Origin of the sequence: Azospirillum agricola, from assembly GCF_020005195.1 — a bacterium.
GTDB lineage: Bacteria > Pseudomonadota > Alphaproteobacteria > Azospirillales > Azospirillaceae > Azospirillum > Azospirillum agricola.
Map to the genome: position 1 here is coordinate 64038 of NZ_JAIFZR010000005.1, position 25663 is coordinate 89700.

25 protein-coding genes and 1 tRNA gene are annotated in these 25663 nt (G+C 69.0%); 14 read left to right on the top strand and 12 right to left on the bottom strand.

The features are described 5' to 3' along the window. The first annotated feature begins 22 nt into the window (after positions 1 to 22). Together JN22_RS15095 and JN22_RS15100 are read left to right on the top strand one after the other, a co-directional pair. The gene (locus JN22_RS15095) at positions 23 to 1135 is read left to right on the top strand and encodes an alkaline phosphatase D family protein (RefSeq protein ID WP_085557174.1); all 1113 of its coding nucleotides are present in this window, start codon (positions 23 to 25) and stop codon (positions 1133 to 1135) included. A 207-nt stretch (positions 1136 to 1342) separates the two neighbouring features. After that, complete coding sequence (locus tag JN22_RS15100) at positions 1343 to 3031, top strand: EAL domain-containing protein (RefSeq protein ID WP_085557175.1); 1689 nt, start codon at positions 1343 to 1345, stop codon at positions 3029 to 3031. 25 nt (positions 3032 to 3056) lie between these two features. Here JN22_RS15100 and JN22_RS15105 read toward each other — a convergent pair whose 3' ends face one another. The 4 genes from JN22_RS15105 to fumC all read right to left on the bottom strand — a co-directional run bounded on the left by JN22_RS15105 (position 3057) and on the right by fumC (position 5926). After that, complete coding sequence (locus JN22_RS15105; protein ID WP_179166166.1) at positions 3057 to 3227, bottom strand: hypothetical protein; 171 nt, start codon at positions 3225 to 3227, stop codon at positions 3057 to 3059. A gap of 175 nt (positions 3228 to 3402) precedes the next feature. Next, positions 3403 to 4125, bottom strand: coding sequence for a DUF599 domain-containing protein (locus tag JN22_RS15110; protein WP_223677742.1), 723 nt, complete (start codon positions 4123 to 4125; stop codon positions 3403 to 3405). Positions 4126 to 4171: 46 nt separating this feature from the next. Continuing rightward, positions 4172 to 4438 carry a ribbon-helix-helix domain-containing protein gene (locus tag JN22_RS15115; protein WP_085554767.1) on the bottom strand — a complete coding sequence of 89 codons (267 nt, stop codon included), beginning with the start codon at positions 4436 to 4438 and terminating at the stop codon, positions 4172 to 4174. A 96-nt stretch (positions 4439 to 4534) separates the two neighbouring features. Then, a complete protein-coding gene (gene fumC, locus JN22_RS15120) occupies positions 4535 to 5926 on the bottom strand; it encodes a class II fumarate hydratase (protein WP_085554768.1) in 1392 nt (463 codons plus the stop codon). A gap of 213 nt (positions 5927 to 6139) precedes the next feature. Between fumC and JN22_RS15125 the strand changes: the two genes are divergently transcribed. Next, on the top strand, positions 6140 to 6400 hold the full coding sequence (locus tag JN22_RS15125) for a hypothetical protein (RefSeq protein ID WP_085554769.1): 261 nt from the start codon (positions 6140 to 6142) through the stop codon (positions 6398 to 6400). Between the two features lie 9 nt (positions 6401 to 6409). On the opposite strand, the gene JN22_RS15130 is transcribed toward JN22_RS15125, so the two are convergent. Continuing rightward, the gene (locus tag JN22_RS15130) at positions 6410 to 7939 is read right to left on the bottom strand and encodes a radical SAM protein (RefSeq protein ID WP_179166167.1); all 1530 of its coding nucleotides are present in this window, start codon (positions 7937 to 7939) and stop codon (positions 6410 to 6412) included. A gap of 228 nt (positions 7940 to 8167) precedes the next feature. Here JN22_RS15130 and JN22_RS15135 point away from each other — a divergent pair, with 228 nt between their 5' ends. Beyond that, positions 8168 to 9922 carry a thiamine pyrophosphate-dependent enzyme gene (locus JN22_RS15135; RefSeq protein ID WP_085554771.1) on the top strand — a complete coding sequence of 585 codons (1755 nt, stop codon included), beginning with the start codon at positions 8168 to 8170 and terminating at the stop codon, positions 9920 to 9922. A gap of 25 nt (positions 9923 to 9947) precedes the next feature. Here JN22_RS15135 and JN22_RS15140 read toward each other — a convergent pair whose 3' ends face one another. Beyond that, positions 9948 to 10262, bottom strand: a complete 315-nt coding sequence (locus JN22_RS15140; protein WP_085554772.1) for an HNH endonuclease family protein — start codon at positions 10260 to 10262, stop codon at positions 9948 to 9950. Positions 10263 to 10349: 87 nt separating this feature from the next. Here JN22_RS15140 and JN22_RS15145 point away from each other — a divergent pair, with 87 nt between their 5' ends. Continuing rightward, positions 10350 to 10583 (top strand): hypothetical protein, encoded by a 234-nt coding sequence (locus tag JN22_RS15145; protein WP_085554773.1) that lies wholly within the window; start codon positions 10350 to 10352, stop codon positions 10581 to 10583. A 73-nt stretch (positions 10584 to 10656) separates the two neighbouring features. Here JN22_RS15145 and carA read toward each other — a convergent pair whose 3' ends face one another. Then, positions 10657 to 11829: a glutamine-hydrolyzing carbamoyl-phosphate synthase small subunit gene (gene carA / locus JN22_RS15150; RefSeq protein WP_085554774.1), complete on the bottom strand. Its 1173-nt coding sequence runs from the start codon at positions 11827 to 11829 to the stop codon at positions 10657 to 10659. 387 nt (positions 11830 to 12216) lie between these two features. Here carA and JN22_RS15155 point away from each other — a divergent pair, with 387 nt between their 5' ends. From JN22_RS15155 to JN22_RS15175, 5 genes are all read left to right on the top strand, one after another. Further along, entirely contained in the window at positions 12217 to 12678 is a 462-nt protein-coding gene (locus tag JN22_RS15155; protein WP_085554775.1) for a GatB/YqeY domain-containing protein, read from the top strand. A 140-nt stretch (positions 12679 to 12818) separates the two neighbouring features. Further along, entirely contained in the window at positions 12819 to 14735 is a 1917-nt protein-coding gene (gene dnaG / locus JN22_RS15160) for a DNA primase (protein ID WP_085554776.1), read from the top strand. Positions 14736 to 14891: 156 nt separating this feature from the next. After that, positions 14892 to 16883 carry an RNA polymerase sigma factor RpoD gene (gene rpoD / locus JN22_RS15165; RefSeq protein WP_085554777.1) on the top strand — a complete coding sequence of 664 codons (1992 nt, stop codon included), beginning with the start codon at positions 14892 to 14894 and terminating at the stop codon, positions 16881 to 16883. A 198-nt stretch (positions 16884 to 17081) separates the two neighbouring features. After that, positions 17082 to 17750 carry a DUF6232 family protein gene (locus JN22_RS15170; protein ID WP_085554778.1) on the top strand — a complete coding sequence of 223 codons (669 nt, stop codon included), beginning with the start codon at positions 17082 to 17084 and terminating at the stop codon, positions 17748 to 17750. 107 nt (positions 17751 to 17857) lie between these two features. Next, a tRNA-Ile gene (locus JN22_RS15175) sits at positions 17858 to 17933 on the top strand. A gap of 35 nt (positions 17934 to 17968) precedes the next feature. Here the strand turns inward: JN22_RS15175 and JN22_RS15180 are convergent. Together JN22_RS15180 and serA are read right to left on the bottom strand one after the other, a co-directional pair. Then, a complete protein-coding gene (locus JN22_RS15180) occupies positions 17969 to 18706 on the bottom strand; it encodes a hypothetical protein (protein ID WP_085557176.1) in 738 nt (245 codons plus the stop codon). Between the two features lie 62 nt (positions 18707 to 18768). Further along, positions 18769 to 20013 (bottom strand): phosphoglycerate dehydrogenase, encoded by a 1245-nt coding sequence (serA, locus tag JN22_RS15185; RefSeq protein ID WP_085557177.1) that lies wholly within the window; start codon positions 20011 to 20013, stop codon positions 18769 to 18771. Between the two features lie 244 nt (positions 20014 to 20257). Between serA and arsC the strand changes: the two genes are divergently transcribed. From arsC to JN22_RS15200, 3 genes are all read left to right on the top strand, one after another. Further along, the gene (arsC, locus tag JN22_RS15190) at positions 20258 to 20599 is read left to right on the top strand and encodes an arsenate reductase (glutaredoxin) (RefSeq protein WP_085554779.1); all 342 of its coding nucleotides are present in this window, start codon (positions 20258 to 20260) and stop codon (positions 20597 to 20599) included. Between the two features lie 33 nt (positions 20600 to 20632). Further along, the gene (gene prmB, locus JN22_RS15195; protein ID WP_211099668.1) at positions 20633 to 21586 is read left to right on the top strand and encodes a 50S ribosomal protein L3 N(5)-glutamine methyltransferase; all 954 of its coding nucleotides are present in this window, start codon (positions 20633 to 20635) and stop codon (positions 21584 to 21586) included. Positions 21587 to 21706: 120 nt separating this feature from the next. Beyond that, entirely contained in the window at positions 21707 to 22717 is a 1011-nt protein-coding gene (locus JN22_RS15200) for an alpha/beta fold hydrolase (protein ID WP_085554780.1), read from the top strand. On the opposite strand, the gene JN22_RS15205 is transcribed toward JN22_RS15200, so the two are convergent. After that, entirely contained in the window at positions 22714 to 23307 is a 594-nt protein-coding gene (locus JN22_RS15205) for a GNAT family N-acetyltransferase (protein ID WP_085554781.1), read from the bottom strand. The two genes, JN22_RS15200 and JN22_RS15205, sit on opposite strands and share 4 nt — an antisense overlap. A 206-nt stretch (positions 23308 to 23513) precedes the next feature. Here JN22_RS15205 and JN22_RS15210 point away from each other — a divergent pair, with 206 nt between their 5' ends. Next, on the top strand, positions 23514 to 23900 hold the full coding sequence (locus JN22_RS15210) for a hypothetical protein (RefSeq protein ID WP_223677743.1): 387 nt from the start codon (positions 23514 to 23516) through the stop codon (positions 23898 to 23900). A 4-nt stretch (positions 23901 to 23904) separates the two neighbouring features. Here JN22_RS15210 and JN22_RS15215 read toward each other — a convergent pair whose 3' ends face one another. After that, positions 23905 to 24840 (bottom strand): CDP-alcohol phosphatidyltransferase family protein, encoded by a 936-nt coding sequence (locus JN22_RS15215; RefSeq protein ID WP_085554782.1) that lies wholly within the window; start codon positions 24838 to 24840, stop codon positions 23905 to 23907. Next, positions 24837 to 25535 carry a phosphatidylserine decarboxylase gene (locus JN22_RS15220; protein ID WP_085554783.1) on the bottom strand — a complete coding sequence of 233 codons (699 nt, stop codon included), beginning with the start codon at positions 25533 to 25535 and terminating at the stop codon, positions 24837 to 24839. Before JN22_RS15220 ends, JN22_RS15215 begins: the two co-directional genes overlap by 4 nt. Between the last annotated feature and the right edge of the window lie 128 nt (positions 25536 to 25663).

Genomic DNA, 25663 nt, shown 5'->3' on the forward strand with positions numbered 1-25663 from the left:
CATTCCAGCAAAGGACATGGCCATGAGCGACACGCCCCCAGCCCCACCCGCCGCCCCACCGCGCCGGACGGTGCTGCTGGGGGCGCTGGCCTCCGTCGCCGTGCCGCAGGCCGCCGCCGCCGCGCTGGCGGGAATCGACGCCGCTCCGGTCCTCGCCCCCGACGCCGCGCTGACCCGCATCGCCTTCGGCTCCTGCGCCGACCAGAAGCGGCCGCAGCCGATCTGGGACGCCGTGCTCGCCGCCAAGCCGGAGCTGTTCCTGTTCGCCGGCGACAACGTCTACGGCGATTCCGAATCCCCCGATCTGGCCGAACTGCGCACCGCCTACGCCCAGGCGATGACCATCGACGGCTACCGGACCCTGCGCCGGACGGTGCCGGTCATGGCCGTGTGGGACGACCACGACATGGGCCGCAACGACGGCGGCGCCTCCTACCCGCTCCGGCGGGAGTCGCAGCGGCTGTTCGCCGAGTTCTGGGAGCTGCCGCCCGAGGATCCCCGCTGGAACCGCGAGGGCGTCCACACCGCGCGCGTCATCGGCCCGCCAGGACGGCGGGTGCAGGTGATCATGCTCGACACCCGCAGCTTCCGCTCGCCGTTGCTGAAGACCGACCAGCGCGGCGCGCCGGGCCGCGAGCGCTACCTGCCCGACCCGGACCCGGCGAAGACCATGCTGGGACCCGACCAATGGGCGTGGCTGGAGGAGCGGCTGAAGGAGCCGGCCGAGGTCCGGCTGCTGGTCTCCTCGATCCAGCTGCTCGCCGAAGGCCACGGCTGGGAGCGCTGGGGCAATCTGCCGCAAGAGCGCGACCGGCTCTACGCCCTGATCGGCCGCAGCGGCGCCGAGGGGGTGATCCTGCTGTCGGGCGACCGGCATGTCGGCGCGCTCTACCGCGAGGCGGCCGGCCTGCCCTACCCGCTGACCGAGATCACCTCGAGCGGCCTCAACCAGGTGGCGCCGGCGAACAGCCGGGAATCCGGGCCGAATCGGCTCGGTGACCGCTTCATCGCCGCCAATTTCGGCCGGATCGACCTCGATTGGGAGGCCGGGACCGTCGCCCTCGCCCTGGTCGACGCGGCGGGAACCGACCAGCGGGCCACCACGTTGCGTCTGTCGGACCTGCGCCGTTCGTAACGGAGGCGGGCGATCGGCCCCAGCCTCTTCGCGCCGGGGTCGATATTGCGGGAAGATAGATAACGCTTAACGGATATTAAGGACAAATCCTTCTCTTTTAACCCTGTCCGATCTTCGTTACTCTCCAATTGAAAAGAAGGAAAATCTCTAAACTTTGATTCAATTTGCGTTTGGGCGATGATGAACTCCGCGCAGCAGGACACCGCAATGCGACCCACCTTGCCCGCCGCCGGAACACGCCGGCCGCAGTCCAGCCGCGACCGGGACCGCTTTGTCGGCTTCGCCTTCGCCGCCGCCGACCTGCTGCTCGAAACCGACAGCATGGGGACCATCCTGTTCTCCGCCGGCGCCCGCTGCCACCTGACCCGCGGGGAGGTCGGCACCCTGGTCGGCAGCAACCTGCTCGACGTGGTGGCCCCCAGCGACCGCAAATACGTCCATGTCCTGTTCAAGCGCATCCAGGAAAAGGCCCGCATCAAGCCGGCCCGCGTCGTCTTCCAGGCGATCGACGGCCAGAAGTTCCCGGCGCTGCTCGGCGGCTGCCGGCTCGATTCCTGTCCGGGCTCGCTGTTCCTGACCGTCCTGCTCGCCTCCGGTCCGCGCAACAGCGCCGCCGGCACCGCCCCGGTGGGGGAGCTGATGGACGAGCACGCCTTCAACAGCATCCTGGAGGAGCGCATCCACAGCGCCCGCGAACGGGGGCTCGACCAGGGGCTGACCCTGCTGCTGGTCGACGGCTTCCAGGCGATGGTGCAGGCGATGCCCGAGGGCGCCGCGGAGGAGGTGAAGGAGGGCATCGACGCCTATCTGCGCGGCCTGTCGGTCGACGGCGACAGCGTCGGGCAACTGGCCGGCGACCGCTACGGCATCGTGCACGCCGCCGACATCGACGGGCGCGAGGTGCAGGGCCACATCACCCAGATCATCCAGGCGGCGGGCGGCGCCCTGCCGGGCGGCATCCGCTCCTGGACGATGGACATGACCGACGACCGGCTGGACGCCGCCGACGCGGCGCGCGCGCTGGTCTACACGGTGCAGGCCTTCGCCTCGGCGCAGGGCGGCGAGTTCACCATCTCGAGCCTGGAGGACGGCGCCAACCGGATGATGGCCGACGCGGTGGAGCGCATCGGCCGGCTGCGCGCCACCATCGAGAACAAGGACTTCTTCGTCGTCTACCAGCCCATCGTCGACATGGAGACCCAGGCGGTCCATCACCTGGAGGCGCTGACGCGGGTCGACGGAATGAACTCCCCGGCCGCCTTCATCGCCTTCGCCGAGGATGTCGGGCTGATCTACGATTTCGACCTGCTGCTGACGCAGACGGTGCTCGACACGCTGAACAGTCACCGGCGGGAACCGAACCTGCCCGACGTGGCGATCAACCTGTCGGCCAAGACGCTGATGAGCCCGATCTTCCTCAAGCAGTTCCAGTCGGTGGTCGAGCCCTACGGCGACCTGCGCCGCAAGCTGCTGATCGAGGTGACGGAAACCGTCGTCGTCACCGACATCGCCCGGCTGAACGAGGTGCTGCAAAAGCTGCGGCAGTCCGGCTACCGCATCTGCCTGGACGATGTCGGCGCCGGCTCGACCTCCTTCCAGTCGCTGTACGGCATCCAGGCCGATTACGCGAAGATCGACGGGCAGTTCGTGCGCGGCGCGGTCGAGAACCCGCGCGACATGGCGATGCTGCGCTCGATGGTCGACGTCTGCCGCCAGCTCGGCATGATCCTGATCGGCGAGCAGGTGGAGGAGCCGGTCCACGCCCAGCTTCTGGCCGACCTGAAGGTGCCGCTGGCCCAGGGCTTCCTGTTCAGCCGCCCGTCGCGGGACTTCGCCTATTTCGCCAAGGACTGGACCAAGGTGCGCGGCGGCGGCAAGGTGCTCTGGAAGAGCTGATCCGCCACCCGGCGGCGGAGGGCGCTCACTCCATCGCGTGGGCTTGTTCGAGCCGCTGGCGGGCCGCGTCGAGAAGGCTGCGGTTCTGCGCCAGAGCGCTGGCGCCGGCCTGACCGTCGCGCAGATGCATCCGGCTCAACAATTCTTCCGCTTCATCCAGAGAAGCCATGATCGCCCATGCGGTGTCGGCATCCATTTCTTTGCCCTCTTTGCTTTGCGCTTTGCGCTTCGCTTTGCAATCCCGTTTTGCGATGCCGCGGCGCTTCCTTCGAGAGTTCGCCGTGCAACGGTCAACACTGAAGCATCCCGACACCCGGTCGAGTAGAGGATATTTGGTCGCACGCCCCGTATATCGTGTGGCTTTTGATGTATTATTGAGGTTTGGTTGATTGGCTTCTTTCCAACCGGGCCATCTGCACGCGGATCACCTTCTCGGTCGGCGAGAAGGCTTGGCGCCGGGTGAGAACGACAATGACGGCGGTGGTCGCCAGCATGAACAGGATCGGGCCGACGATCCAGGCCAGCACCGCCAGCGCGAAATAATAGGCGCGCATGCCGCCGTTGAGCGCGGCGATGGCCAGCGTCAGCGCCTGGGCGATGGTGTCGGCGGTCGGGCGGAGATCCTCCGGCGGCAACGGCGGCAGCGGTGCCGCGCCGATCAGCGCGCAGCAGTAGTTGTACTGGCGCAGGGCCCAGGTGAACTTGAAGAAGCCGAAGGTGAAGATCGCCACAAGCGTCACCATCTTGATCTCGAAGAGCTGGCGCGACGTCTTCACCGTGAAGGACAGGCTCAGCACCAGATCATGCGCGTGCTCGATGGCGCCGAAGGACCCGACGAGGCCGGCCAGCACCAGCATGTTGGTCGAGGCGAAGAAGGTGCAGCTGTGCATCGTGTGGCCGAGCAGCTGCGAATCCATGATGCGGTTGTCGCGCTCCAGCATCCGCTCCATCCAATGGCGGCGGATGACCTTCAGATGCTGGTTGACCATCCGGCGCCCGGACATCAGATGGTCCTGGATGATGGTGAATCCGGTCCAGCCGGCGATGAACCAGACGAACGCGACCAGATCGAGCCACGCGAAATCGTACGGCAAGGGGCGGCACCCGCGGCGGTGGGAGTGTTGTGGGCAGGCCGCTCGTTTACGCCCCATCCGGACGGCTGTCCAGGGGGTGGCTCTCCAGGGAGCGGCTCTCCAGGGCGTCGGCCTCCCGCGCCAGCAGGCTGTTCAGGATGTGGACGCGGATGGCGCTCGACAGGTTGCCGGAGCGCGTCCGGTCGATCTCCTCGATCAGCGCGTTGACCGACAGGTCGCGCGCCTGGGCGACCCGCTTCAGGGCCTCCCAGAACTCCTCCTCCAGCGAGACGCTGGTGGGATGGCCGGCGATCAGCACCGAACGCTTCTTCATGGCGGCGCGTCTCCGGCGGGACGGTCGGGAAGTGGGGGGCCGTGAGGCGGGGACGGCTCTCCGCCCCCGCCCTATCCCCTTACCCTACCCCCGTCGTCAGCCCGGTCCAACCATGCTTTCGGGACGGACCCAGGCGTCGAACTGCTCCTCCGTCAGCAGCCCCAGCGCCAGCCCGGCCTCCTTCAGGCTGGTGCCCTCCTTGTGGGCCTTCTTGGCGATCCTAGCAGCGTTGTCGTAGCCGATGTGCGGGTTGAGCGCCGTCACCAGCATCAGGCTGTTGCCGACCAGCGTGCCGATGCGCTCGCGGTTGGCCTCGATGCCGACGACGCAGTTGTCGGTCAGGCTGACCGCCGCGTCGCCCAGCAGCCGGATCGATTGCAGCACGTTGTAGGCGATCACCGGCTTGAAGACGTTCAGCTCGAAATGGCCGGTCGCCCCGGCGACGGTGACGGTGGTCTGGTTGCCCATCACCTGGGCGCAGACCATGGTCATCGCCTCCGACTGGGTCGGGTTGACCTTGCCGGGCATGATGGAGGAGCCGGGCTCGTTCTCCGGCAGGGAGATCTCGCCGATGCCGGAGCGCGGCCCCGACCCCAGCATCCGCAGGTCGTTGGCGATCTTCATCAGCGACACCGCCACCGTGTTCAGGTGGCCGTGCGCGTCCACCAGCGAATCGTGGGTCGCCAGCGCCTCGAACTTGTTCTCCGCCGTGACGAAGGGCAGCCCGGTGGCCGTCGCGACCTCCTCGGCGAAGGCTTCCGCGAAACCGATCCGGGCGTTCAGCCCGGTGCCGACCGCCGTGCCGCCCTGGGCCAGCCGGTAGAGCTGCGGCAGGGCCGAGCGCACCCGCTCGATCCCGTAGGCGACCTGCGCGGCGTAGCCGGAGAACTCCTGCCCCAGCGTCAGCGGCGTCGCGTCCTGGAGGTGGGTGCGGCCGATCTTGACGATGTCGCGGAACGCGTCGGCCTTGGCGGCCAGCGCCGCGCGCAGCTTTTCCAGCGCCGGAACCAGGGCGTGGGCGATCTGCTCGGCGGCGGCGATGTGCATCGCCGTCGGGAAGCTGTCGTTCGACGACTGCCCCATGTTGACATGGTCGTTGGGGTGGACCGGCGCCTTGGAGCCCAGCACGCCGCCCAGCCGCTCGATGGCGCGGTTGGCGATGACCTCGTTGGCGTTCATGTTGGTCTGGGTGCCCGAGCCGGTCTGCCAGACGACCAGCGGGAAATGGTCGGCCAGCGTGCCGTCGATCACCTCGTCGGCGGCGGCGGCGATGGCGTCGCCGAGCGTCGGGTCGAGAGCCCCCAGCCGCATGTTGGCCACCGCCGAGGCGCGCTTCTGGATGCCGAGCGCGCGGACCAGCGGGGCCGGCATGCGCTCGCCGCCGATGCGGAAATTCTGGAGCGAACGCTGGGTCTGGGCGCCCCAGTAACGGTCGGCGGGAACCTCGATGGGACCGAAGCTGTCGGTTTCGGTGCGGACGCCGCTCATGATTGTCCTCTTTTTGTTCACATCGTCGGCTTGCATTCGCTGGCTGTCCTCCTGATCTTTCCACAAGCGCCGCCAAGGGCAAGGGATCTCCGGGCAAAAGAGTCGGATTTCTCCTTTTCGTTCTTGTTTCGTTCGGTTTCGGGCGGTAGGCTTTTCCCATCGCCAGCCTGTCATGGCCGTCTGCCGTGCTCACCTGTCATGGGGGACCAGAGTATGGACGCGTTCGCTCCCGACCACACCCGCGCGCTGATTTCCAGGACGCGCGTCGCCGAGATGAAGAGCCGCGGCTGGCGCGTCGTCGGCCCCGGCGAGGAAGGCTCGCTGCTGATGGAAGGCCCGCAGTTCGCCCGGCCGGACCCGCTGGAGCGCCCGATGGGCTCGTTGTTCGACGACCTGATCGCCCGCGCCCTGGAGCGCGCCGACGCGGCCGATAGGGCCATGAAGCGCCGCACCGCCGCCCGCCGCGCCGCCTGACAGCCCTTCTCAGACGCCCGCCGCCCGCCGCGAGGCCGCGACGCCGGCGGGCACCGCGCCCAGCATGTGGCGGACCTGGGCGTAGCGGCTGAGGAACTCGACGACCGCCCGCTGCGCGTCGGGCCGCGCCATGGCCGCGCCCAGCACCCGCAGGATCATCCGCTTCTCCGCCTCGCCCAGCCCGGACAGACGCTTGATCAGCGCGCGCTCGGTCGGCGGCAGGGGAACCATTTGCGGCGTGTCCGCCGGCCGGGCCTCCGGGGCGCCATAGGCGGCCAGGAAGTTCATGACCCGCCGCTCGAAGGCCGCCGGGGCGTAGAGATCGGCGCACAGCCGCGACACGCCGTCGAGCAGTTCCGGCTGGCTCATGCCGGCGGGCTGGATGTTGGTGGCGAAGGGGCTGCTGGCGCTCTGCCAGTCGGCGCCGACCAGCCGGCCCTCGGCCTTCAGCCGGTCGTGCAGCGGCGTGCCGTTGGGCGCCACCAGCGCCCCGACCGACAGCATCGGCACCGGCGAGTCCTGGAGGAAGCCGGCCAGCCGCGCGAAGATGTCCGGCCGGTCGGCGTCGAAGCCGACGATGATGCCGGCGTAGACGGCGATCCCGTGCGACAGGATGGCGGCCAGCGCGTCGGCCGCCCCCTGGTACAGGTTCTGCCGCTTTCCCGACTCGCGCAGGCTGTCCTCGTTCACCGTCTCGATGCCGATGAAGACCGTGTCGAGCCCCGCCGCCTTGCACGCCTCCATCAGCTCCGGGTCGCGGGCGAGGTCGACCGACACCTGGGTCATGAACTGCATGGGGTCGTCGGCGTGCGCCGCGTTCCAGGCGCGCAGGGCCGCCAGCACGGCGTGCGCGTGGCGGCGGTGAACGGTGAAGTTGTCGTCGGCCAGCAGGACGCGCCGGTAGCCGTGACGGTACAGGACCTCCAGCTCGGCGATCACCTGCTCGGGATCCTTGTGGCGCTGGCGGCGGCCGAGATACTGGATGACGTCGCAGAAGTCGCACTGGAACGGGCAGCCGCGCGAGGTCTGGAGCGTCCCGAGATTGGCCCCCCGGTTCGGGTAGAGGTCCCAGCGCGGCACCGGCGACGACCGCAGGTCGGGCCGCCCGCCCTCGTAGCGGTCCCTCCAGGTGCCGGCGGCGAGGTCGGCGAACAGCCCGGCGGCGATGTCCTCGATCTCGCCCGTGACCAGCACGTCGGCGTGCGGCCGGACATCGTCCGGGCTGAGCGAGGCGTAGGACCCGCCGATCATCACCAGCGCCCCGCGCGCCCGGTGGAGCGCCGCCAGTTCGAACATGCGGGCGCGCTGCGTCACCTTCCCGGTGATCGCCACGACGTCGTACCCATCACCGGCGGAATCGAGCGGCGCGATCGCCTCGTCGGTGATCCGGATGTCCCACCCCTCCGGCACGAAGGCGGCCAGGGTGGCGGTCGCCAGATCGGCCACCGCCGTCCGGCCCTCCAGCCCCCAGGCGGCGTAGACCTCGGCGCCGTGGTAGCTGGGCAGATCGACGGCAGGGTTGATGATGTGGATCTTCACGGGCGGCTGACCTTTCGGCCGGGGGGCGGACAGGATCGCACCGGCGGGAGGCGGGCGAATGCTTCGTCCACCCATAAAGCGGCAATCACCCGACCACAAGACGGCCGTCCGCCCGGAACCGGCCCGCGCACCTCCTGTTGGCAAGGCGCGGGAGCGGTGGGCGGCGGACGGACACAGGCCCCCCGCCCTTTCCCCCGCCTCCCCTCACGCGGCACGGAGACAGCGCCCATGGCTCGCACGGCATCCGACATCCTGGTGGACGTCCTGGTGGATTGGGGGGTCGACACCGTCTTCGGCATTCCCGGCGACGGCATCAACGGCATCATCGAGGCGCTGCGCCGCCGCAAGGACGAGATCCGCTTCATCCAGGTCCGCCACGAGGAGGCCGCCGCCTTCGCCGCCTGCGGCTACGCCAAGTTCACCGGACGGCTCGGCGTCTGCATCGCCACCTCCGGTCCCGGCGGCCTGCATCTGCTGAACGGCCTCTACGACGCCAAGCTCGACCACCAGCCGGTGCTGGCGATCACCGGGCTGCAATACCACGACCTGATCGGCACCAGCACCCAGCAGGACGTCGAGCTCGACAAGGTCTTCCAGGACGTCGCGCTGTTCAACCAGCGCATCATGGGCGCCGCCCACGTCGCCAACATCGCGACTCTCGCCTGCCGCACGGCGCTGGCCCACCGCGGCGTCGCCCACGTCACCATGCCGGTCGACCTCCAGGAGCAGGCGGCCAAGGACGACACGCGGGCGCCGCGCAACGTCAAGGGCCACACCAACGCCCTGTTCGCCCCGGAACTCCCGGTGCCGGCCGAGAGCGAGATGCGCCGCGCGGTCGAGATTCTCGACGCCGGCCAGCGCATCGTCATCATGGCCGGCCAGGGCGCGCTGCGCGCCACCGACCAGCTCGAACGGCTCGCCGACAGGCTGGGCGCCGTCATCGTCAAGGCCCTGCTCGGCAAGGCGGCGGTGCCCGACGACAGCCCCTTCACCACCGGCCAGATCGGGCTGCTCGGCACCGAGCCGTCGCAGACGGCGCTGGAGAGCTGCGACACGCTGCTGATCGCCGGATCGACCTTTCCCTACATCGAGTATTACCCGAAGCCCGGACAGGCCCGCACCATCCAGATCGACCTCGACGCGTCGCGCATCGGCCTGCGCTGCCCGGCGGAGGCGGGGCTGGTCGGCGACTGCGCGCTGGCGCTCGATATCCTGCACGACCGGGTGCGGCGGCACGAGGACCGCTCCTTCCTGAAGAGCGCGCAGGAGGGCAAGGCGGAATGGATGCGCCTGATGGAGGAGCGCGGCAGCCGCCCCGACGTGCCGATGAAGCCGCAGGTCGCCGCCTGGGAACTCGGCAAGCGGCTGACCGACACCGCCATCGTCGCCTGCGACAGCGGCACCATCGCGACGTGGTGGGCGCGCCAGATCCCGGTCAAGCGCGGGCAGATGCACACGCTGTCCGGCAATCTGGCGACGATGGCCCCCGGCCTGCCCTACGCCATCGCGGCGCAGATCGCCTATCCCGACCGGCAGGTCGTCGCCTATGTCGGCGACGGCGGCTTCTCCATGCTGATGGCGGAGTTCGCGACGGCGGTGAAGTACAGGCTGCCGGTCAAGGTGATCATCAACAACAACGGCTCGCTCGGGCAGATCCGCTGGGAGCAGATGGTGATGCTCGGCAACCCCGAATATGTCTGCGACCTCCAGCCCATCGACTTCGCCAAGGTGGCGGAGGCCTGCGGCGGCACGGGCTTCACCGTCCGCGATCCCAAGGAGTGCGGCGCGATCCTCGACGCGGCGCTGGCCCACCCCGGCCCGGTGGTGGTCGACTGCCTCGTCGACAACAACGAGCCGCCGATGCCGGCCAAGGTCCAGGCCAAGCAGGCGGCGCATTTCGTCGAGGCGCTGGCGCGCGGCACCCCGGACGCGCTCGGCCTCGCCGCCGCCATGTTCAAGGGCCGCGCCCGCGAGATCATCTGACGCGCCCTGCGGCCGGTGGAGGCTTTCAACGCCTCCGCCGCCGATCCCCCTTGGCGTGGCCGTCGACGAACTCCGGCGGCTTGCGCCGCACCCAGCGGACGAAGGCGGCGAGGTCGGGCTGGCCGCGCAGGCTGTCCAGGTCGTGGTAATGGTCGCGCAGCTGCTGCTCGGTCAGCACCGCGTGGATCTTGGCGTGGCAGATGCGGTGCATCGTGACCGTCTCGCGTCCGCCGTAGGTGCGCGGAACCAGATGGTGCTCGTTGAGGCTGGCGCCCGGCACCATCGGGCGGCCGCACAGCGGGCACAGGGCCCGGGATGAGAGAGACGGTTGAATCGGCATGGCTGTTCGGAACCCGTCGGCACAACCAAATGTTGGAGCGGGAATGGACCAGCGAAGGATATGGTCCGCCCGTGATGGGAGGTCACGATGAACGACCGCGACACCGACCCGAAGGACCGACGATCCAGCGAAAATAAGGCCGAGAAGAGGGCCGATCAGGGCTCCGGCGAGAGGAACAAGGACAGGCCGGCCCCCGACGCCACCGACTATGGCCAGCCCGCCGGCTCGCCCGGCGGACGCGGGGGGACCACCTGCTACGGCGGGGTGCAACGGGTGCCGCCGCGCGGCGGCGCCAAGGACGAGCCGCCCGCCGGCCGCTGAGCCGGCCAATGAAAAGGGGGGAGCCGCGCGACGCGGCTCCCCCCTTTTTCTCGTGCGCGTCAGGCCGGCGGCCTTACGCCGCCTTCTTCTCCGCCATCAGCTCGACGAAGCGGTCGAACAGATAGTGGCTGTCCTGCGGGCCGGGCGAGGCTTCCGGGTGGTACTGCACCGAGAAGACCGGCTTGCCCTTCAGGCGGATGCCCTCGTTGCTGCCGTCGAACAGGCTGACATGGGTCACCTCGGCGTCGGCCGGCAGCGACTCGGGGATGACGACGAAGCCGTGGTTCTGGCTGGTGATCTCGACCCGGCCGGAGGCGAGGTCCTTCACCGGATGGTTGGCGCCGCGATGGCCGAGCGGCATCTTGGTGGTCTTGGCGCCCAGCGCCAGCGACAGCATCTGGTGGCCCAGGCAGATGCCGAACATCGGCACGCCGGTGTCGAGCAGGCCCTTGATGGTCGGCACGGCGTAGGCGCCGGTCGCCGCCGGGTCGCCGGGGCCGTTGGACAGGAAGACGCCGTCCGGCTTGTGGCGCAGCACGTCCTCGGCGGTCGCGGTCGACGGCACCACCGTCACCTTGCAGCCGGCGGCGGCGAGGCAGCGCAGGATGTTGCGCTTGGCGCCATAGTCGATGGCGACGACGTGGAACTTCGGCGCCTCCTGGGTGGCGTAGCCGGCGCCCATGGTCCAGCCGGCCTCGGTCCAGTCGTAGGTCTGGCGGCAGGACACGTCCTTGGCCAGATCCATGCCCTCCAGCCCGGCCCAGCCCTTGGCCTTGGCGACCAGCGCGTCGAGGTCGAACCTGCCGTCGGGCGCGTGGGCAACGACGCCGTTGGGCGCGCCCAGGTCGCGGATGCGGCGGGTCAGGCGGCGGGTGTCGACCCCGGCCAGACCGATCAGGTCATGCGCCTTCAGCCAGTCGTCGAGATGGCGGGTGGCGCGCCAGTTGGACGGGTCGGTGATGTCGGCGCGCAGGATCAGGCCGCGCGCCGCCGGGGTCACCGTCTCGATGTCCTCCAGGTTGGCGCCGGTGTTGCCGATGTGGGGGAAGGTGAAGGTGATGATCTGGCCGGCGTAGCTGGGATCGGTCAGGATCTCCTGGTAGCCGGTCATCGAGGTGTTGAAGCACACCTCGCCCACGGAATCCCCCACGGCCCCGATGCCTCGGCCGCGGAACACCGTGCCGTCGGCGAGAACCAGCACGCCGGTGTGAACGGCATCGTCGGAGGGGGGGGCGGCGAGAGTCATTCCTATGAACCTTCCCAAAAACCGTGGCCGGCGACGGAACGGCGATGCGGCGGAACGGCGACGGCCTGACGTCCCACCGGGCGCGCACACGGATCCGCTCGCACCCCACCTCCGCCGGAACGGGCGGTGACGGGATCGAGGGAGCGGATCGGTTGGGCCGGACATCCTATATGACGATTGGCCGCAAGATTTCCAGCAATAGCTTTGCAGGGCGGCCTTGCGGCCCGACGCGCGATGCCAATCTGGAGGAATGGCGGTGGCCGCGCCCGCGCGCCCAATCATTCCTTTCAAGCCCTTTAGGCGTGGAAATCGGCGGCGTTTTTCGAAATAGTCCGCCTCCGCCGACGGCGGTTGCGCCGGCCGGCCCGACGAACGAGGAACATGGATATGCTGCGCACGCGGTTCAACGAGGCTCTGAAGGAGTCCATGCGCGCCAAGGAGATGCGCGCCGTCTCGACCATCCGCATGATCCTGGCGGCCCTGAAGGACCGCGACATCGCGGCCCGCACGCGCGGCGTGACCGACGGCATCGACGAGGCGGAGATCATGTCGATGCTCCAGGGCCTGATCAAGCAGCGCAACGAATCGGCGGCGATGTACGAGCAGGGCGGCCGCCCCGAACTCGCCGAGAAGGAGCGCGAGGAGATCGCCGTCATCGAGGGCTTCCTGCCCAAGCAGATGAGCGAGGAGGAGGTGACCGCCGCCATCTCCGCCATCGTCGGTGAACTCGGCGCCTCCAGCATCAAGGACATGGGCCGCGTCATGGCCGAGCTGAAGGCCCGCCACGCCGGCCAGATGGACTTCGCGAAGGCCGGCGGCCTGGTGAAGCAGAGCCTGTCGGGCAAGTGACGCGGCGGCGCCATCGGTCCGCGCGCCCATCGGTGCGCGAATCGGGGTAGGATGAGGAAGCGACCGCCGGAGCCGTTGGTGCGTCCGGCGGGCTTCTGCTATAGCCTCGCCCCCATCACGACCCGGTGACGTTCAGAGCCATGGCCTTCCCCCCCCAATTCCTGGAGGAGCTGCGCAGCCGGCTGGCCTTGTCGGATGTCGTCTCCAAGCGGCTGCGGCTGATCCGCGCCGGCCGCGAGTTCAAGGCCCCCTGCCCGTTCCACAACGAAAAGTCGCCCTCCTTCTACGTCAACGACCAGAAGGGCTTCTTCCATTGCTTCGGTTGCGGCGCCCATGGCGACGTCATCGGTTTCGTCATGCGCCACGACAACCTCGGCTTTCCGGAGGCGGTGGAGCATCTGGCCGGCGAGGCCGGGCTGGCCGTGCCGCGCCCGACCGAGGAGGACCGCCACCGCTACGAGCGCCGCAAGACCCTGCATGATCTGGTCGAGCAGGCCGCCCGCTGGTTCGAGCAGCAGCTCCACGGCCCCGCCGGCCGCGCCGGGCTGGAGTATTTCCGGCGGCGCGGCCTCGACACCGACTCGATGGCGCGCTTCCGGCTCGGCTTCGCGCCCGGCGATTCCGGCGCGCTGCGCCAGCACCTCCTCAAGCTGAATTACGAGGAGGAGGACATGGTCACCGCCGGCCTGCTGAAGCGGCCGGAGGACGGGCGCACGCCCTACAGCTTCTTCCGCAACCGCGTCATGTTCCCGGTCACCGACCGGCGCGGGCAGGTGGTCGCCTTCGGCGGGCGCATCCTGGAAGGCGACGGCCCGAAATACGTCAACAGCACCGAAACCCCCCTCTTCCAGAAGGGCACGCTGCTCTACGGCCTGTCGCGCGCCCGCCAGGCGGCGGCCGACGGCAAGCCGGTGATCGTCGCCGAGGGCTACATGGACGTCATCGCGCTGGTGCGCGCCGGCTTCGAGGGCGCCGTCGCCCCGCTCGGCACCGCGCTGACCGAGACCCAGGTCCAGGAGCTGTGGAAACTGATCCCGGCCGCCGAGAAGGTGCCCTTCCTCTGCTTCGACGGCGACAACGCCGGTCGGCGGGCGGCGTGGCGGGCGGTGGAGCGCATCCTTCCCCACCTCGCCCCCGGCCAGTCGGCCCGCGTCGCCTTCCTGCCCGAGGGCGAGGATCCCGACAGCCTGATCCGCGCGCAAGGGGCCAAGGCGATGGGCGCCCTGCTGGAGCAGGCGATTCCGCTCGCCGACGCCGTCTGGCGCATGGAGACGGAGGGCCGTCCGACCGACAGCCCGGAATCGAAGGCGGCGGTGAAGGCGGCGCTGGAGGCCCGCGTCGGCACCATCGGCGACCGCGACGTGCAGTCCTTCTACCGCACCGAGATGCGCCGCCGCGTCGACGAGGCCTTCGCCCCGCCGCCGCGCGAGCGCTTCGGCCAGGGCTTCGGGCGCGGGCCCTGGCAGCCGGGCCGCCGCTTCGGCGAGCCGCCGCGCCGGCACGTCGCCGGCACGCCGGGACGGCTGACCTCCAAGCCGGCCGGCGAGGGGCGCGGGCGGGTGTCGCGCCTCGCCTCGGTGCGCGAGCGCATCCTGCTGGCGACCATCATCAATCATCCGGAGCTGTTCGGTGAGCTGGGCGAACCGCTCGGCTTGTTGCCGTTCGGTGACCAGGACCTCGAAAAACTGCGCTGGGCGGTGCTGGAATGCCTGTCGGACGACCGCAACGCCGACTCGGCACTTGACGGCGCTGCCCTTTGTCGCCACTTGTCATCCGCCGGCCATGAGACGATGGTCGGTGCTTTGTTGAGCGAGTCGACGTATGTCCATGCCGGCTTCGCCCGACCGGAGGCCTCGACCGAGGACGCCCGGAAGGGATGGTGGCCCGCGTGGCGTCATCTGCATCACCGGCAGATGCTCGACGATCTTAGGGAGGCGAAGGCGGCTTTGACCCGTGACAACAGCGAGGCGAACTTCGCGCGGGTCGTGGCTCTTCAACAGGAGGTCATAAAGTCCGGAATGGGTATGACGGATGACAGTGACTTTGACGATGCCTAACTGTTGGTACGGTTTGGCTTCGCGTTGAAAGGGCAAGGCCGCGATGTCGGGTTCGGGGTTGGGACAGGGTTGGTTGGGGGGCGGACGGTGCGGGTGACCGCGGCCGAGCGCTCCTTTCGTCTTTTTTCAATGGGGTAATGCGGGGGCACCGATCGCATGGCCACGAAAGCTGCGAACAGCGTGGAAGTTTCCGAGACGCGTGAGGAGTCCGGCGACGGTCCTCTGATGGATGGCATGGGTCTTGCCGTCAAGAAGATGATCGCGCGCGGCAAGGAGCGCGGGTATGTCACCTATGACGAGCTGAACGCGGCTCTGCCCCAGGATTCGTCCTCGTCCGAGCAGATCGAGGACACGATGGCGATGCTGTCCGAGATGGGCATCAACATCGTCGAATCGGAAGAGCAGGATTCGGAGAACAACGCCGAGGCCAACAGCGACGGCGAAGGCCGTTCGTCGGGCAATCTCGACGACGACGACATCGGCCGCACCGACGACCCCGTGCGCATGTACCTGCGCGAGATGGGATCGGTGGAGCTGCTGTCGCGCGAGGGCGAGATCGCCATCGCCAAGCGCATCGAGGCCGGGCGCGAGATGATGATCGGGGCGATCTGCGAATCGCCGCTGACCATCCGCGCCATCCTTGAGTGGCACGACGCCCTCATGGAAGGGAAGATGCTGCTCCGCGACATCATCGACCTGGACGCCACCTACGGCGGCGGCCCGGACGGCGAGGAGATGCCGCCGGAGGCCCTGGCCGAGGCGGCCGAGGGCGCCGCTCCCCCTGCCCCCGCCGCCGAGGGCGAGGAGTCCGACGAGCCGCAGCCGCCGCGTCCCGAGGGCGAGGGCGAGGACGGCGAGGACGGCGAGGAGGGCGACAACAGCCTGTCGCTCTCGGCCATGGAAGCCGCGCTGAAGCCGCAGGTCATCGAGACCTTCGAGGCGATCAAGGCGACCTACGACAAGCTGCACAAGCTGCACGAGTCGCGCATCGTCGCCATGCAGCGCGGCGAGGACATCACCAAGCAGACGGACAAGAAGTACGAGAAGCTGAAGCTCGAGATGGTCGAGCTGATGAACACCGTCCGCCTGAACAACCAGCGCATCGAGCAGCTCGTCGAGCAGCTCTACATCCTGAACCGCAAGCTGACCGGTTTCGAAGGCCGCCTGCTGCGCATGGCGACCGACTGCCGCGTCAAGCGCGAGGATTTCCTCAACCAGTATTTCGGCCATGAGCTGGACCCGAACTGGCAGGAGCGCATCCGCGGCCTGAACCCCAAGACCTGGGGCAAGTTCGCCGAGAAGTACGACGCCGACATCCGCAAGGTGCGCGAGGGCATTTCCGGCGTCGCCGAGGAAGGCCGCCTGCCGATCAGCGAGTTCCGCCGCATCGTCTCGACCGTCCAGAAGGGCGAGAAGGAGGCGAGCCGCGCCAAGAAGGAGATGGTCGAGGCCAACCTGCGCCTCGTGATCTCCATCGCCAAGAAGTACACGAACCGCGGCCTTCAGTTCCTGGACCTGATCCAGGAGGGCAACATCGGCCTGATGAAGGCGGTCGACAAGTTCGAGTACCGGCGCGGCTACAAGTTCTCGACCTACGCGACCTGGTGGATCCGCCAGGCGATCACCCGCTCGATCGCCGACCAGGCGCGGACCATCCGCATCCCGGTCCACATGATCGAGACGATCAACAAGCTGGTCCGCACCAGCCGCCAGATGCTGCACGAGATCGGCCGCGAGCCGACCCCGGAGGAGCTGGCGGAGCGTCTGATGATGCCGCTGGAGAAGGTCCGCAAGGTCCTGAAGATCGCCAAGGAGCCGATCTCCCTCGAGACGCCGATCGGCGACGAGGAGGATTCGCACCTCGGCGACTTCATCGAGGACAAGAACGCGGTGCTGCCGCTCGACGCCGCCATCCAGGCGAACCTGCGCGAGACGACGACCCGCGTGCTGGCCTCGCTGACCCCGCGCGAGGAGCGCGTGCTGCGCATGCGCTTCGGCATCGGCATGAACACCGACCACACGCTGGAAGAGGTCGGCCAGCAGTTCAACGTGACCCGCGAGCGCATCCGCCAGATCGAGGCGAAGGCGTTGCGCAAGCTGAAGCACCCGTCGCGGTCGCGCAAGCTGCGCAGCTTCCTCGACACCTGAGCCGCCCGGCGATTTTGTGAGGAGAACGGAGGCCGCGAGGCCTCCGTTTTCGTTTGCGGGGGTTGCAAATCCGACAGGGCCTGCGGCTTTTCCTCTCCGGAATGCTTCGATCCGCAAACCGCAAACTCGACAGGATCCTGGAGGTTTGCAACAATTGGGCGTTTGGTCAGGCCGCTTCGGTACCCTTGGGAGAGCTTCGTGGAAAACCCGATCTACATCGATGCCGACGTCACCATCGCACCATCCTACGTGCTGATCGCGGGCGCCACCTACCCCATCGATGCGGTCCATTCCGTGCGCCTCGAGAAGCTTTCGGGCCGGATCAGCGCCGGTCCGATCGCGCTCATCGTCATCGGATCTTGCGTGGCCCTGCTCTCCCTCGGTGGCTTCGTGAAAGGCGATACGGTCGCCGGGACGGTCGTCCTGACGATTGGCCTCGCTCTCTTCGCTCTCGGCATGCGGGAACTGAGGCGGGGAGGGAAATACGCCCTCATCGTCTCGACCTCGTCCGGTCAGCAGAGGATTCTTCACGGGCGCCGTTACGAACAGCTCGAGATGATCCGGCATGTCCTCGGCAACGCCATCATGTCCGCCCGGGAGGCCGCGCCTGTCCAGAAGCGGTCCGATGACGGCACCAAGCCATGCCCGCTCTGCGCGGAAACCATCAAGACCAACGCCGTGGTCTGCCGCTTCTGTGGCCACGATCTGGCGGCCGCCGCCGAACCCTCCGTCCCGGAAGCCGAGCCGGACGTGGCGGGCCGCCTGCGGAATCTCAAAGCCCTGCATGACAAGGACCTGATCACCGAGGCGGAATACGAGGAGCATCGGCGCGCGCTTCTTGCGGCAACCTTCAAGGTGCCGACCTGAGTGACGCCCGCTCAGCGGGGCAAGCTGCGCTCATGACTGGCAATGACATTCTGATGAACGGGGGTTGCAAAGCCCTGGCTTCCTGTCGCACAGTGCGGCCCTCGGTAGGGCCTGTAGTTCAGCGGTTAGAACGCGCCGCTCATAACGGTGTTGTCGTCGGTTCAAATCCGGCCGGGCCCACCATTTCCCCCTTCCGATCGGTCAACTCACGGCGCGGCTCACGCCCGGCGGCGGACCTGTGGCTGCGGCAGGTATTTGGCAACCTCGCCGTTGCAGACCTGCCGGATGCGCGCGTACTCCTCCACGGTGTCGACCTGCGCCTGCCGGCGGTCGCGTTCGCGCCCGAACTCCTGCATCGCCGTGCGCATCGCCGCCTCCAGCGGGCGGCGGACCGACGCCATCGCCTGCTGCTGGCTGCGCGAGCGGACCGGCGCCAGACGGGCGACCGCCTCGTCGAGCCGCTGACGGATCACCGGGGCGAATTCGCGCAGCAGCGCCTCGTCCACCGCGACATGCCGCATCTCATGGGCCAGCACCTCGCCGTGAATGCAGCTGCCGGGCGGCAGCTCGCGGGCGACATGCACGACACGCTGCTGGAAACCGAAGGAAACGGTGAGGACGTTCGCCGAGGCGCAGTAGCTGCCGTCGGGCAGCCGCTGGAACAGCGCCGACACCTGGGACTGCTCGCCATAGCGCGCCTGGGTCAGCCCCAGCACATGGCCGCGCGCCGATCCCGCCGGACCCGAGGTCCGGCCCGGCAGCCGGGTGAGCTGCGCGATCGCCAGCCCGTCGTTGCGCTGAAGCGGCGCCAGCGTGATGTCGAAGGAAACCGAGGCGGGCGGAAACACCGGGCAGCTCAGCCCCTGCGCGCCCAAACCTTGTCCGGCGGCCGGGAGTGCCAGCAGCACCCCCGACACGGCACCCAGCGGGAGAAACGGCAGCCGGCGGACGATCATGCGGCCCCATGTCGCGATGCGCCCGCCCGCAAACAAGGCCCCCGCCCTCTCCTTTTTCCGGCTCAGCGCTTGCCGGGGAAGAGGAAGCGCGCCTTCAGCGTGCCCTCGATGGCCTTCAGGTCGTTGGTGACCTCCAGCTCGTCGACGTCGCCGTCGACATCGACCACGACATAGCCCAGCTCCGGATCGGTTTGCAGGAACTGCGCGGCGATGTTCAGGCCGCGTCCGGAGAACACCTCGTTCACCTTGCGCAGCATGCCCGGACGGTTCTCATGGACGTGCAGGAAGCGGGTGCAGCCGAACTGCACCGGCAGCGCCACCTGCGGGAAGTTCACGGCGCCAACGGTCGAGCCGTTGTCCGAATACTCGATCAGCTTCTGCGCCACCTCGGTGCCGATGTTGGCCTGGGCCTCCATCGTCGAGCCGCCGATGTGCGGGGTGAGGATGGCGGTCTTGATGCCGCGCAGCGCGCTCTCGAACTCCTCCTTGTCGGAGCCGGGCTCCTTGGGGAAGACGTCGATGGCGGCGCCGATGATGTGGCCGTTGTGCATCGCGGCGGCCAGCGCCTCGATGTCCACGACCTGCCCGCGCGCGGCGTTGATCAGGTGGCTGCCCTTCTTCATGACCGCCAGTTCGGTGGCGCCGATCATGTTGCGGGTCTGCGCGGTGTCGGGAACGTGCAGCGTCACCACGTCGGACACCGACAGCAGCTCCTCCAGCGAGTCGCAGGGGCGCGCGTTGCCGAGCGCCAGCTTGCGCACGGTGTCGTAGTAGCGGACCTGCATGCCCATGGCTTCCGCCAGGATCGACACCTGGGTGCCGATGTGGCCGTAGCCGACGATGCCCAGCGTCTTGCCGCGGATCTCGTAGCTGTCCTTGGCCGACTTCATCCAGCCGCCGCCATGGACCAGCGCCGACTTCTCGAAGATGCCGCGCATCAGCATGATGATCTCGCCGATCACCAGTTCGGCGACCGAGCGCGTGTTGGAATAGGGCGCGTTGAAGACCGGGATGCCGAGCCGGCGCGCCGCCTTCAGATCGACCTGGTTGGTTCCGATGCAGAAGCAGCCGACATTGATCAGCCGGGTCGCCGCCTCCAGCACCCTGGCGGTCAGGTGCGTGCGCGAACGGATGCCGAGGATGTGGACGGGCCCGATCCGCTCCAGCAGCTCTTCCTCGTCCAACGCGCGCGGCAGGCGCTCGACGGAGGCGTAACCGCCTCGGGCCAGTTCGTCGATGGCGTTGTCGTGGACACCTTCCAGCAGAAGGATGTTGATCTTGTCCTTGGAAAGCGAAAGCTTGGTCACGGCCGGCATCCGTCTCGGTCATCGGCCCGGATGCGGCGGATCGCGTCGCGTCGGGCCACGGAAAAAGCGAGCGCGCAAGGTAATACCAACGGCGGGGCTTGTCACCTGAACGATGTTGCGCCGCCGCACCCGCTTTTCGCATGCCGGAATGGCGCGGCGCACAGGACGGGTGTATCTCTCGGAAAACCAACGCGCAGGCAGCCGCCGAACAGCCGCAGCACAGCCGAAGACGAGGGCGAGACCGATGAGCGACGTGACCATTTACCACAACCCGCGCTGCACCAAGTCGCGGCAGACGCTGGAGCTTCTCCGCGAGAAGGGCGTCGAGCCGACCGTCGTCGAGTATCTGAAGACCCCGCCCTCCCCCGCCGAGCTGACCGCCATCCTCGCCAAGCTGGGCAAGGGGCCGCGCGACATCACCCGCGCCAAGGAAGCGGCGGAAGCCGGCATCGCCGCCGACCTGGACGGCGAGGCGCTGGTCGCCGCCCTGTCCGCCAACCCGTCCGCCATCGAGCGGCCCATCGTGGTGAAGGGCGACCGCGCCCGTGTCGGGCGGCCGCCGGACTCGGTTCTGGACCTTCTGTAAGCCCCCGCCTTCCGCCCCAACGGAGAAGACCCCGTGCCCGACCAAACCGCCGTCGCCTCGACCCTGCATTCGGCAGCGACCGCCGCCGCCGAGCTGTCCACCATCCGCGACTTCCTGCGCTACGGCGTCAGCCGCTTCAACCAGGCCGACCTCGATTACGGCCACGGCACGACGACGGCCTTCGACGAGGCGGTGTTCCTGATCCTGGAGTCGCTGCACCTGCCGATCGACCAGCTCGACCCCTATCTGGACGCGCGGCTGACGGCGGCGGAACGCAAGACGGTGGCCGACATCCTGCACGCCCGCATCGACACCCGCAAACCGGCGCCCTACCTGCTGAACAAGGCCTACATCCAGGGCATCCCCTTCTACGTCGACGAGCGGGTGCTGATCCCGCGCTCCTTCATCGGCGAGCTTCTGTTCTCCGACATGTTCGGCGGCGACGACTTCACGCTGGTCGAGGATCCGACCTCGGTGGAGCGGGTGCTCGACCTCTGCACCGGGTCGGGCTGCCTCGCCATCCTCGCCGCGCGCATCTTCCCCGAGGCGCAGGTCGACGCGGTGGATCTCTCCGCCGACGCGCTGGAGGTGGCCAGGCGCAACGTCGCCGACAGCGGCTTCGGGGACCGCATCACGCTGCACCAGGGCGACCTGTTCGCACCGCTGAAGACCCGCAAGTACGACGTCATCATCACCAACCCGCCCTATGTGGACGCCGAGGCGATGGACGCCCTGCCAGCCGAGTTCCGCCACGAGCCGGCGCTGGCGCTGGCCGGCGGCGACGACGGGCTGGACATCGTCCGCCGCATCCTGAAGGAGTCGGCCAAGCACCTGACGCCGGAAGGCGGGCTGCTCTGCGAGTTCGGCACCGGGCGCGAGATCCTGGAGGCCGATTACCCCAATCTCGACTTCTTCTGGCTGGAGACCGCCAACAGCTTCGGCGAGGTGTTCTGGCTGACCCGCGACCAGTTGAAGGGCGTCAGGTAAGGCATCCCCAAAAGACCCCGCGCCGGAGGGAACGCTTTCCCCCGGCCCACGGTTGTCTTCCGGCAATGCTGCGGCGCAACCAAACCGGTGCGCCGCCCCTGCCCTGCCGGGAGAGACCGTATGAGCATCGAACCGCGTCACCAACCGGCCGCCCGAACGACGAACGGGCACTCCACCGCATCCCGCGTCGGGTTGGCGCTGGGCATCACGGCGGCGGCGCTGGCCGGGCTGGCCGTCGCCAACACGCTGGCCGCCCGCGCGGCGGAGCGGCGCAACCCGCCGAACGGCCGCTTCGTCACGGTGGACGGCGTCCGGCTGCATTACCTGGAGGACGGCGTCGGGCCGCCGGTGGTGCTCATCCACGGCAACGTCTCCACCGCCGAGGATTTCCGCGTCAGCGGCCTGTTCCAGCGCCTGCGCCGGCGGCATCGGGTCATCGCCATCGACCGGCCGGGCTTCGGCCACAGCGAACGGCCGCGCGGCTCCCTGTGGACTCCGGCCGAGCAGGCCACGCTGCTGCGTCACGCCTTCGACGCGTTGGGGATCGAGCGGCCGGTCGTCGTCGGCCATTCCTTCGGGGCGACCGTCGCCGTCGCCATGGCTCTGGACCATCCCGAGACGGTCGGTGGCATCGTGCTGCTCGCCGGCTATTACTTCCCAACAGCGCGCATCGACGCCGCCCTGGCGGCCCCGCCGGCCATTCCGCTTCTGGGCGACGTGCTGCGCCACACCCTGTCGCCGCCCCTCGGCGCGGCGGCCATGCCGCTGCTGGTCAAGGGCATGTTCGCGCCGCTTCCGGTGCCAGACGGCTTCAGCGACCGCTTCCCGGTCTCGCTGGCGGTGCGGCCCGGCCAGATCCGCGCCAGCGCCGAGGACGGCGTGACGATGGTGCCCGCCGCCAGGGCGATGCGGGACCGCTACGGCGAGCTGCGGATGCCGGTGGCGATCCTGACCGGCACCGAGGACCGCGTCGTTGGCCCCGACGAGCAGAGCGGCGGGCTGCACGCCGCCATCCCTCACAGCACCCTGCATCGGGTTCCGGGAGCCGGCCACATGGTCCATTACGCCGACCCCGACCTCGTGGTGCGGGCGATCGACCGGGTGGCGGCCCAGACCAGAGCGGAAGCCTAGTCCACGGAACGGCGGAGCAGGACGCTGCCGCCCTCGTGCGGCAGGCGGGGATGCCAGGGAATCGCCGCGCGCCCCGCCTCCGCGAAGCCCTGCCCGGCGTAGAGCCGCCGCGCCGCCGCGTTGTCGGCCCAGACATGCAGGGTGACGCGGTCGAAACCGCCCGTCCGCGCCCGTTCGTAGAACCAGCCCAGCAACCGGCCGGCGACGCCCCGGCGGCGGAACTCCGGATCGACCGCCAGCGCCGACAGGAAATAGCTGCCCCAGTCGTGCGTTCCGGCGAAGCTGGCGAGATGCGCGACCCGGTCGGGGGGCAGGCCGCTGTAATCCTCGGTCTTGATCCAGTCCGCCGGATAGCCGTGCGCCACCCCGACGACCCGGCCGCCGATCTCGGCCACCCCGCTCTGCCGGTGCGACAGCGACCCCGCCGTGCCGGCCAGACCGGGCGCCAGCATCTCCCGCGCGGTCAGCCCCGGCACCAGCCCGTCGAGCAGGAACTCATAGACCCCGCCGCCGGCCAGATCGATCAGCCGCGCCAGATCCAGCGCGTCGTCGGCCTCGGCCGGGCGGATGGTGATGCTGTCCTCGGTCATTCCCGGTCTTCACCCTGTTCAGAACGTCCGTCCGCGCAAGGCGCGGCGTCTCGCCGGTTGACGGAGCCGGCTCCACACCGTAGCTTACCCGCCATGAACGCGCACCGGCTTCTCGGCATTCTGCGAATTAGCGGCCCGGTTCTCCTTTGAGAGCCGGGGAAACGCTCGTCCACACCGCAGAAACGCTTCGAGATCCGAGAGACATCATGTCCAGCAGCGTCGCTTCGTCCGCCGCCATGTTCACCGTCACGCCCACCGTCACGCTCACGCCGCCCGCCGCCGAGGCACGCGCCTGCGCGCCCGAGCGCCGCGTCGGCTTTTCCGTCGTCGCCGATGCCGATCCCGGCACCCTGCCCCGCATCCTGGAACTGGTCGCCAAGCGCGGCCTGGTGCCCGAAGCCCTGAGCAGCCTTCTGGCCGGCGACACGCTCGTCGTCGAGATGGAGGTGACCGGCCTGCCGAAGGCCGAGTCGGACCACATCGGCAACTGCCTGCGCCAGATCCCGATGGTGGCGCGCGTCACCATGGCGGAGCGCGCGCCGACGGAGATGGCCGTCCGGTCCGTCGGCGACCTGCTGGTCGCGGCGGAATAGCCGGTCACGGCGTCTTCGGGGGGCCGTCGGAAACCGGTGCCGGCGCGGCGTCGGCCGCCGGGCTGGCCGCCGGATCGGCCGGGGCGTCCCCCGCCTCGCCCGGCGCCGCCTCGACCATTCCGCTCTGCATCAGTTCGGCGGCGCGTTGCAGCTTGCGGAACTGGGCGACCGAGAATGGCAGGGTGGCGAGATAGACGAGACCGATGATCGACAGCGTCCACCAGGGCTGGCTGACCATCATCGCGGCGATCAGCCCGACGCCGGCCAGGGCCGGCACCACCCACTGCGCCGGCACCCGCGTGCCCTTGAAGGAGAAGGTCGGCAGCGTGCTGACCATCAGCCCGCCGATCATCAGCGTCCAGGGCACGATCACCACCGGATGGCCGGTCACCTCGGCCCCGGTCTCGAAGCCGAGGATCATCGGCAGCAGCACCAGCCCGGCCCCGGCCGGGGCCGGCACGCCGGTGAAGTAGTTGTAGGCCCAGGGCGGCAGGTCGACGACGCCGAGCCGCGAGTTGAAGCGGGCCAGCCGCAGGGCGCAGCACACGGCGTAGGCCATGGCGGCGATCCAGCCCAGGCTGCCCGCCCCGTTCAATCCCCACAGATACATCATGAAGGCCGGGGCGACGCCGAAGCTGATGGCGTCGGACAGGCTGTCCAGCTCCGCCCCGAACTTGCTCTGCCCGTTCAGCAGCCGGGCGATCCGCCCGTCCAGCGCGTCGAGGATGGCGGCGATCACGATGGCGATCACCGCCGGCTCCCAGCGCTCCTGCATGGCGAAGCGGATCGCCGTCAGGCCGGAGCACAGCGCCAGCACGGTCAGCACGTTGGGCAGCAGGTGGTTGATCGACAACCCCTTCAACCGCGGGTGCGGACGGCGCGGGCGGCGGACGCGGCCCTGCCGGAAGATCGGCTGCTTGAAGACGGGCGGACGCTTCATCGCCGCACGTCCCCGACCCGCTGCGATTCGGTGCCGTTCAGGTCGGCGAGGATGGTCTCGCCGCCGATGGCGGTCTGGCCGACGCAGACCAGCGGAGCCACGCCGTCCGGCAGATAGATGTCGGTGCGGCTGCCGAAGCGGATCAGGCCGAAGCGCTCACCCGCCTTCACCTCCTGCCCGGCCTTGGTCCACCACAGGATGCGGCGCGCCACGAGGCCGGCGATCTGGACATAGGCGATCTCGCGCCCGTCGGGCAGGCGCTGGCGGAAGGCCATGCGCTCGTTCTCGTCGCTCGCCTTGTCCAGCGCGGCGTTGACGAAGGTGCCCTTGTGGTACTCGGCGGCGACGATGGTGCCGTCGGCCGGGACCCGGTTCACATGGACGTTGAAGACGTTGAGGAAGACGCTGATCCGGGTCAGCGGCTTGTCGCCCATGCCCAGTTCCCGGGGCGGCACGGCGGGGACGATCATGGTGACGCGGCCGTCGGCCGGGCTGACCAGCAGACCGGGCCGGGTCGGCGTCACGCGGTCGGGGTCGCGGAAGAAATAGGCGCACCACAGGGTGAGGATCAGGCCGATCCAACCCAGCGGCGCCCAAACGGCGAGACCCAGGACCAGGGAGACCACGGCGAAACCGGCGATGAAGGGCCAGCCGGCGCGGTGGATCGGAACGACAACGGTATCGATGGCGGACATCGCCCTCTTTCTTCATTCTTCAGCCGATTACGAACAGGCATTCTAGACGCCCGTTCCGAGCCTTTACAGAATTTTAGCGGCGGCGGAGGATGCTGGCCGCAACTCCACTCTCCAGAATCGAGCGCCGT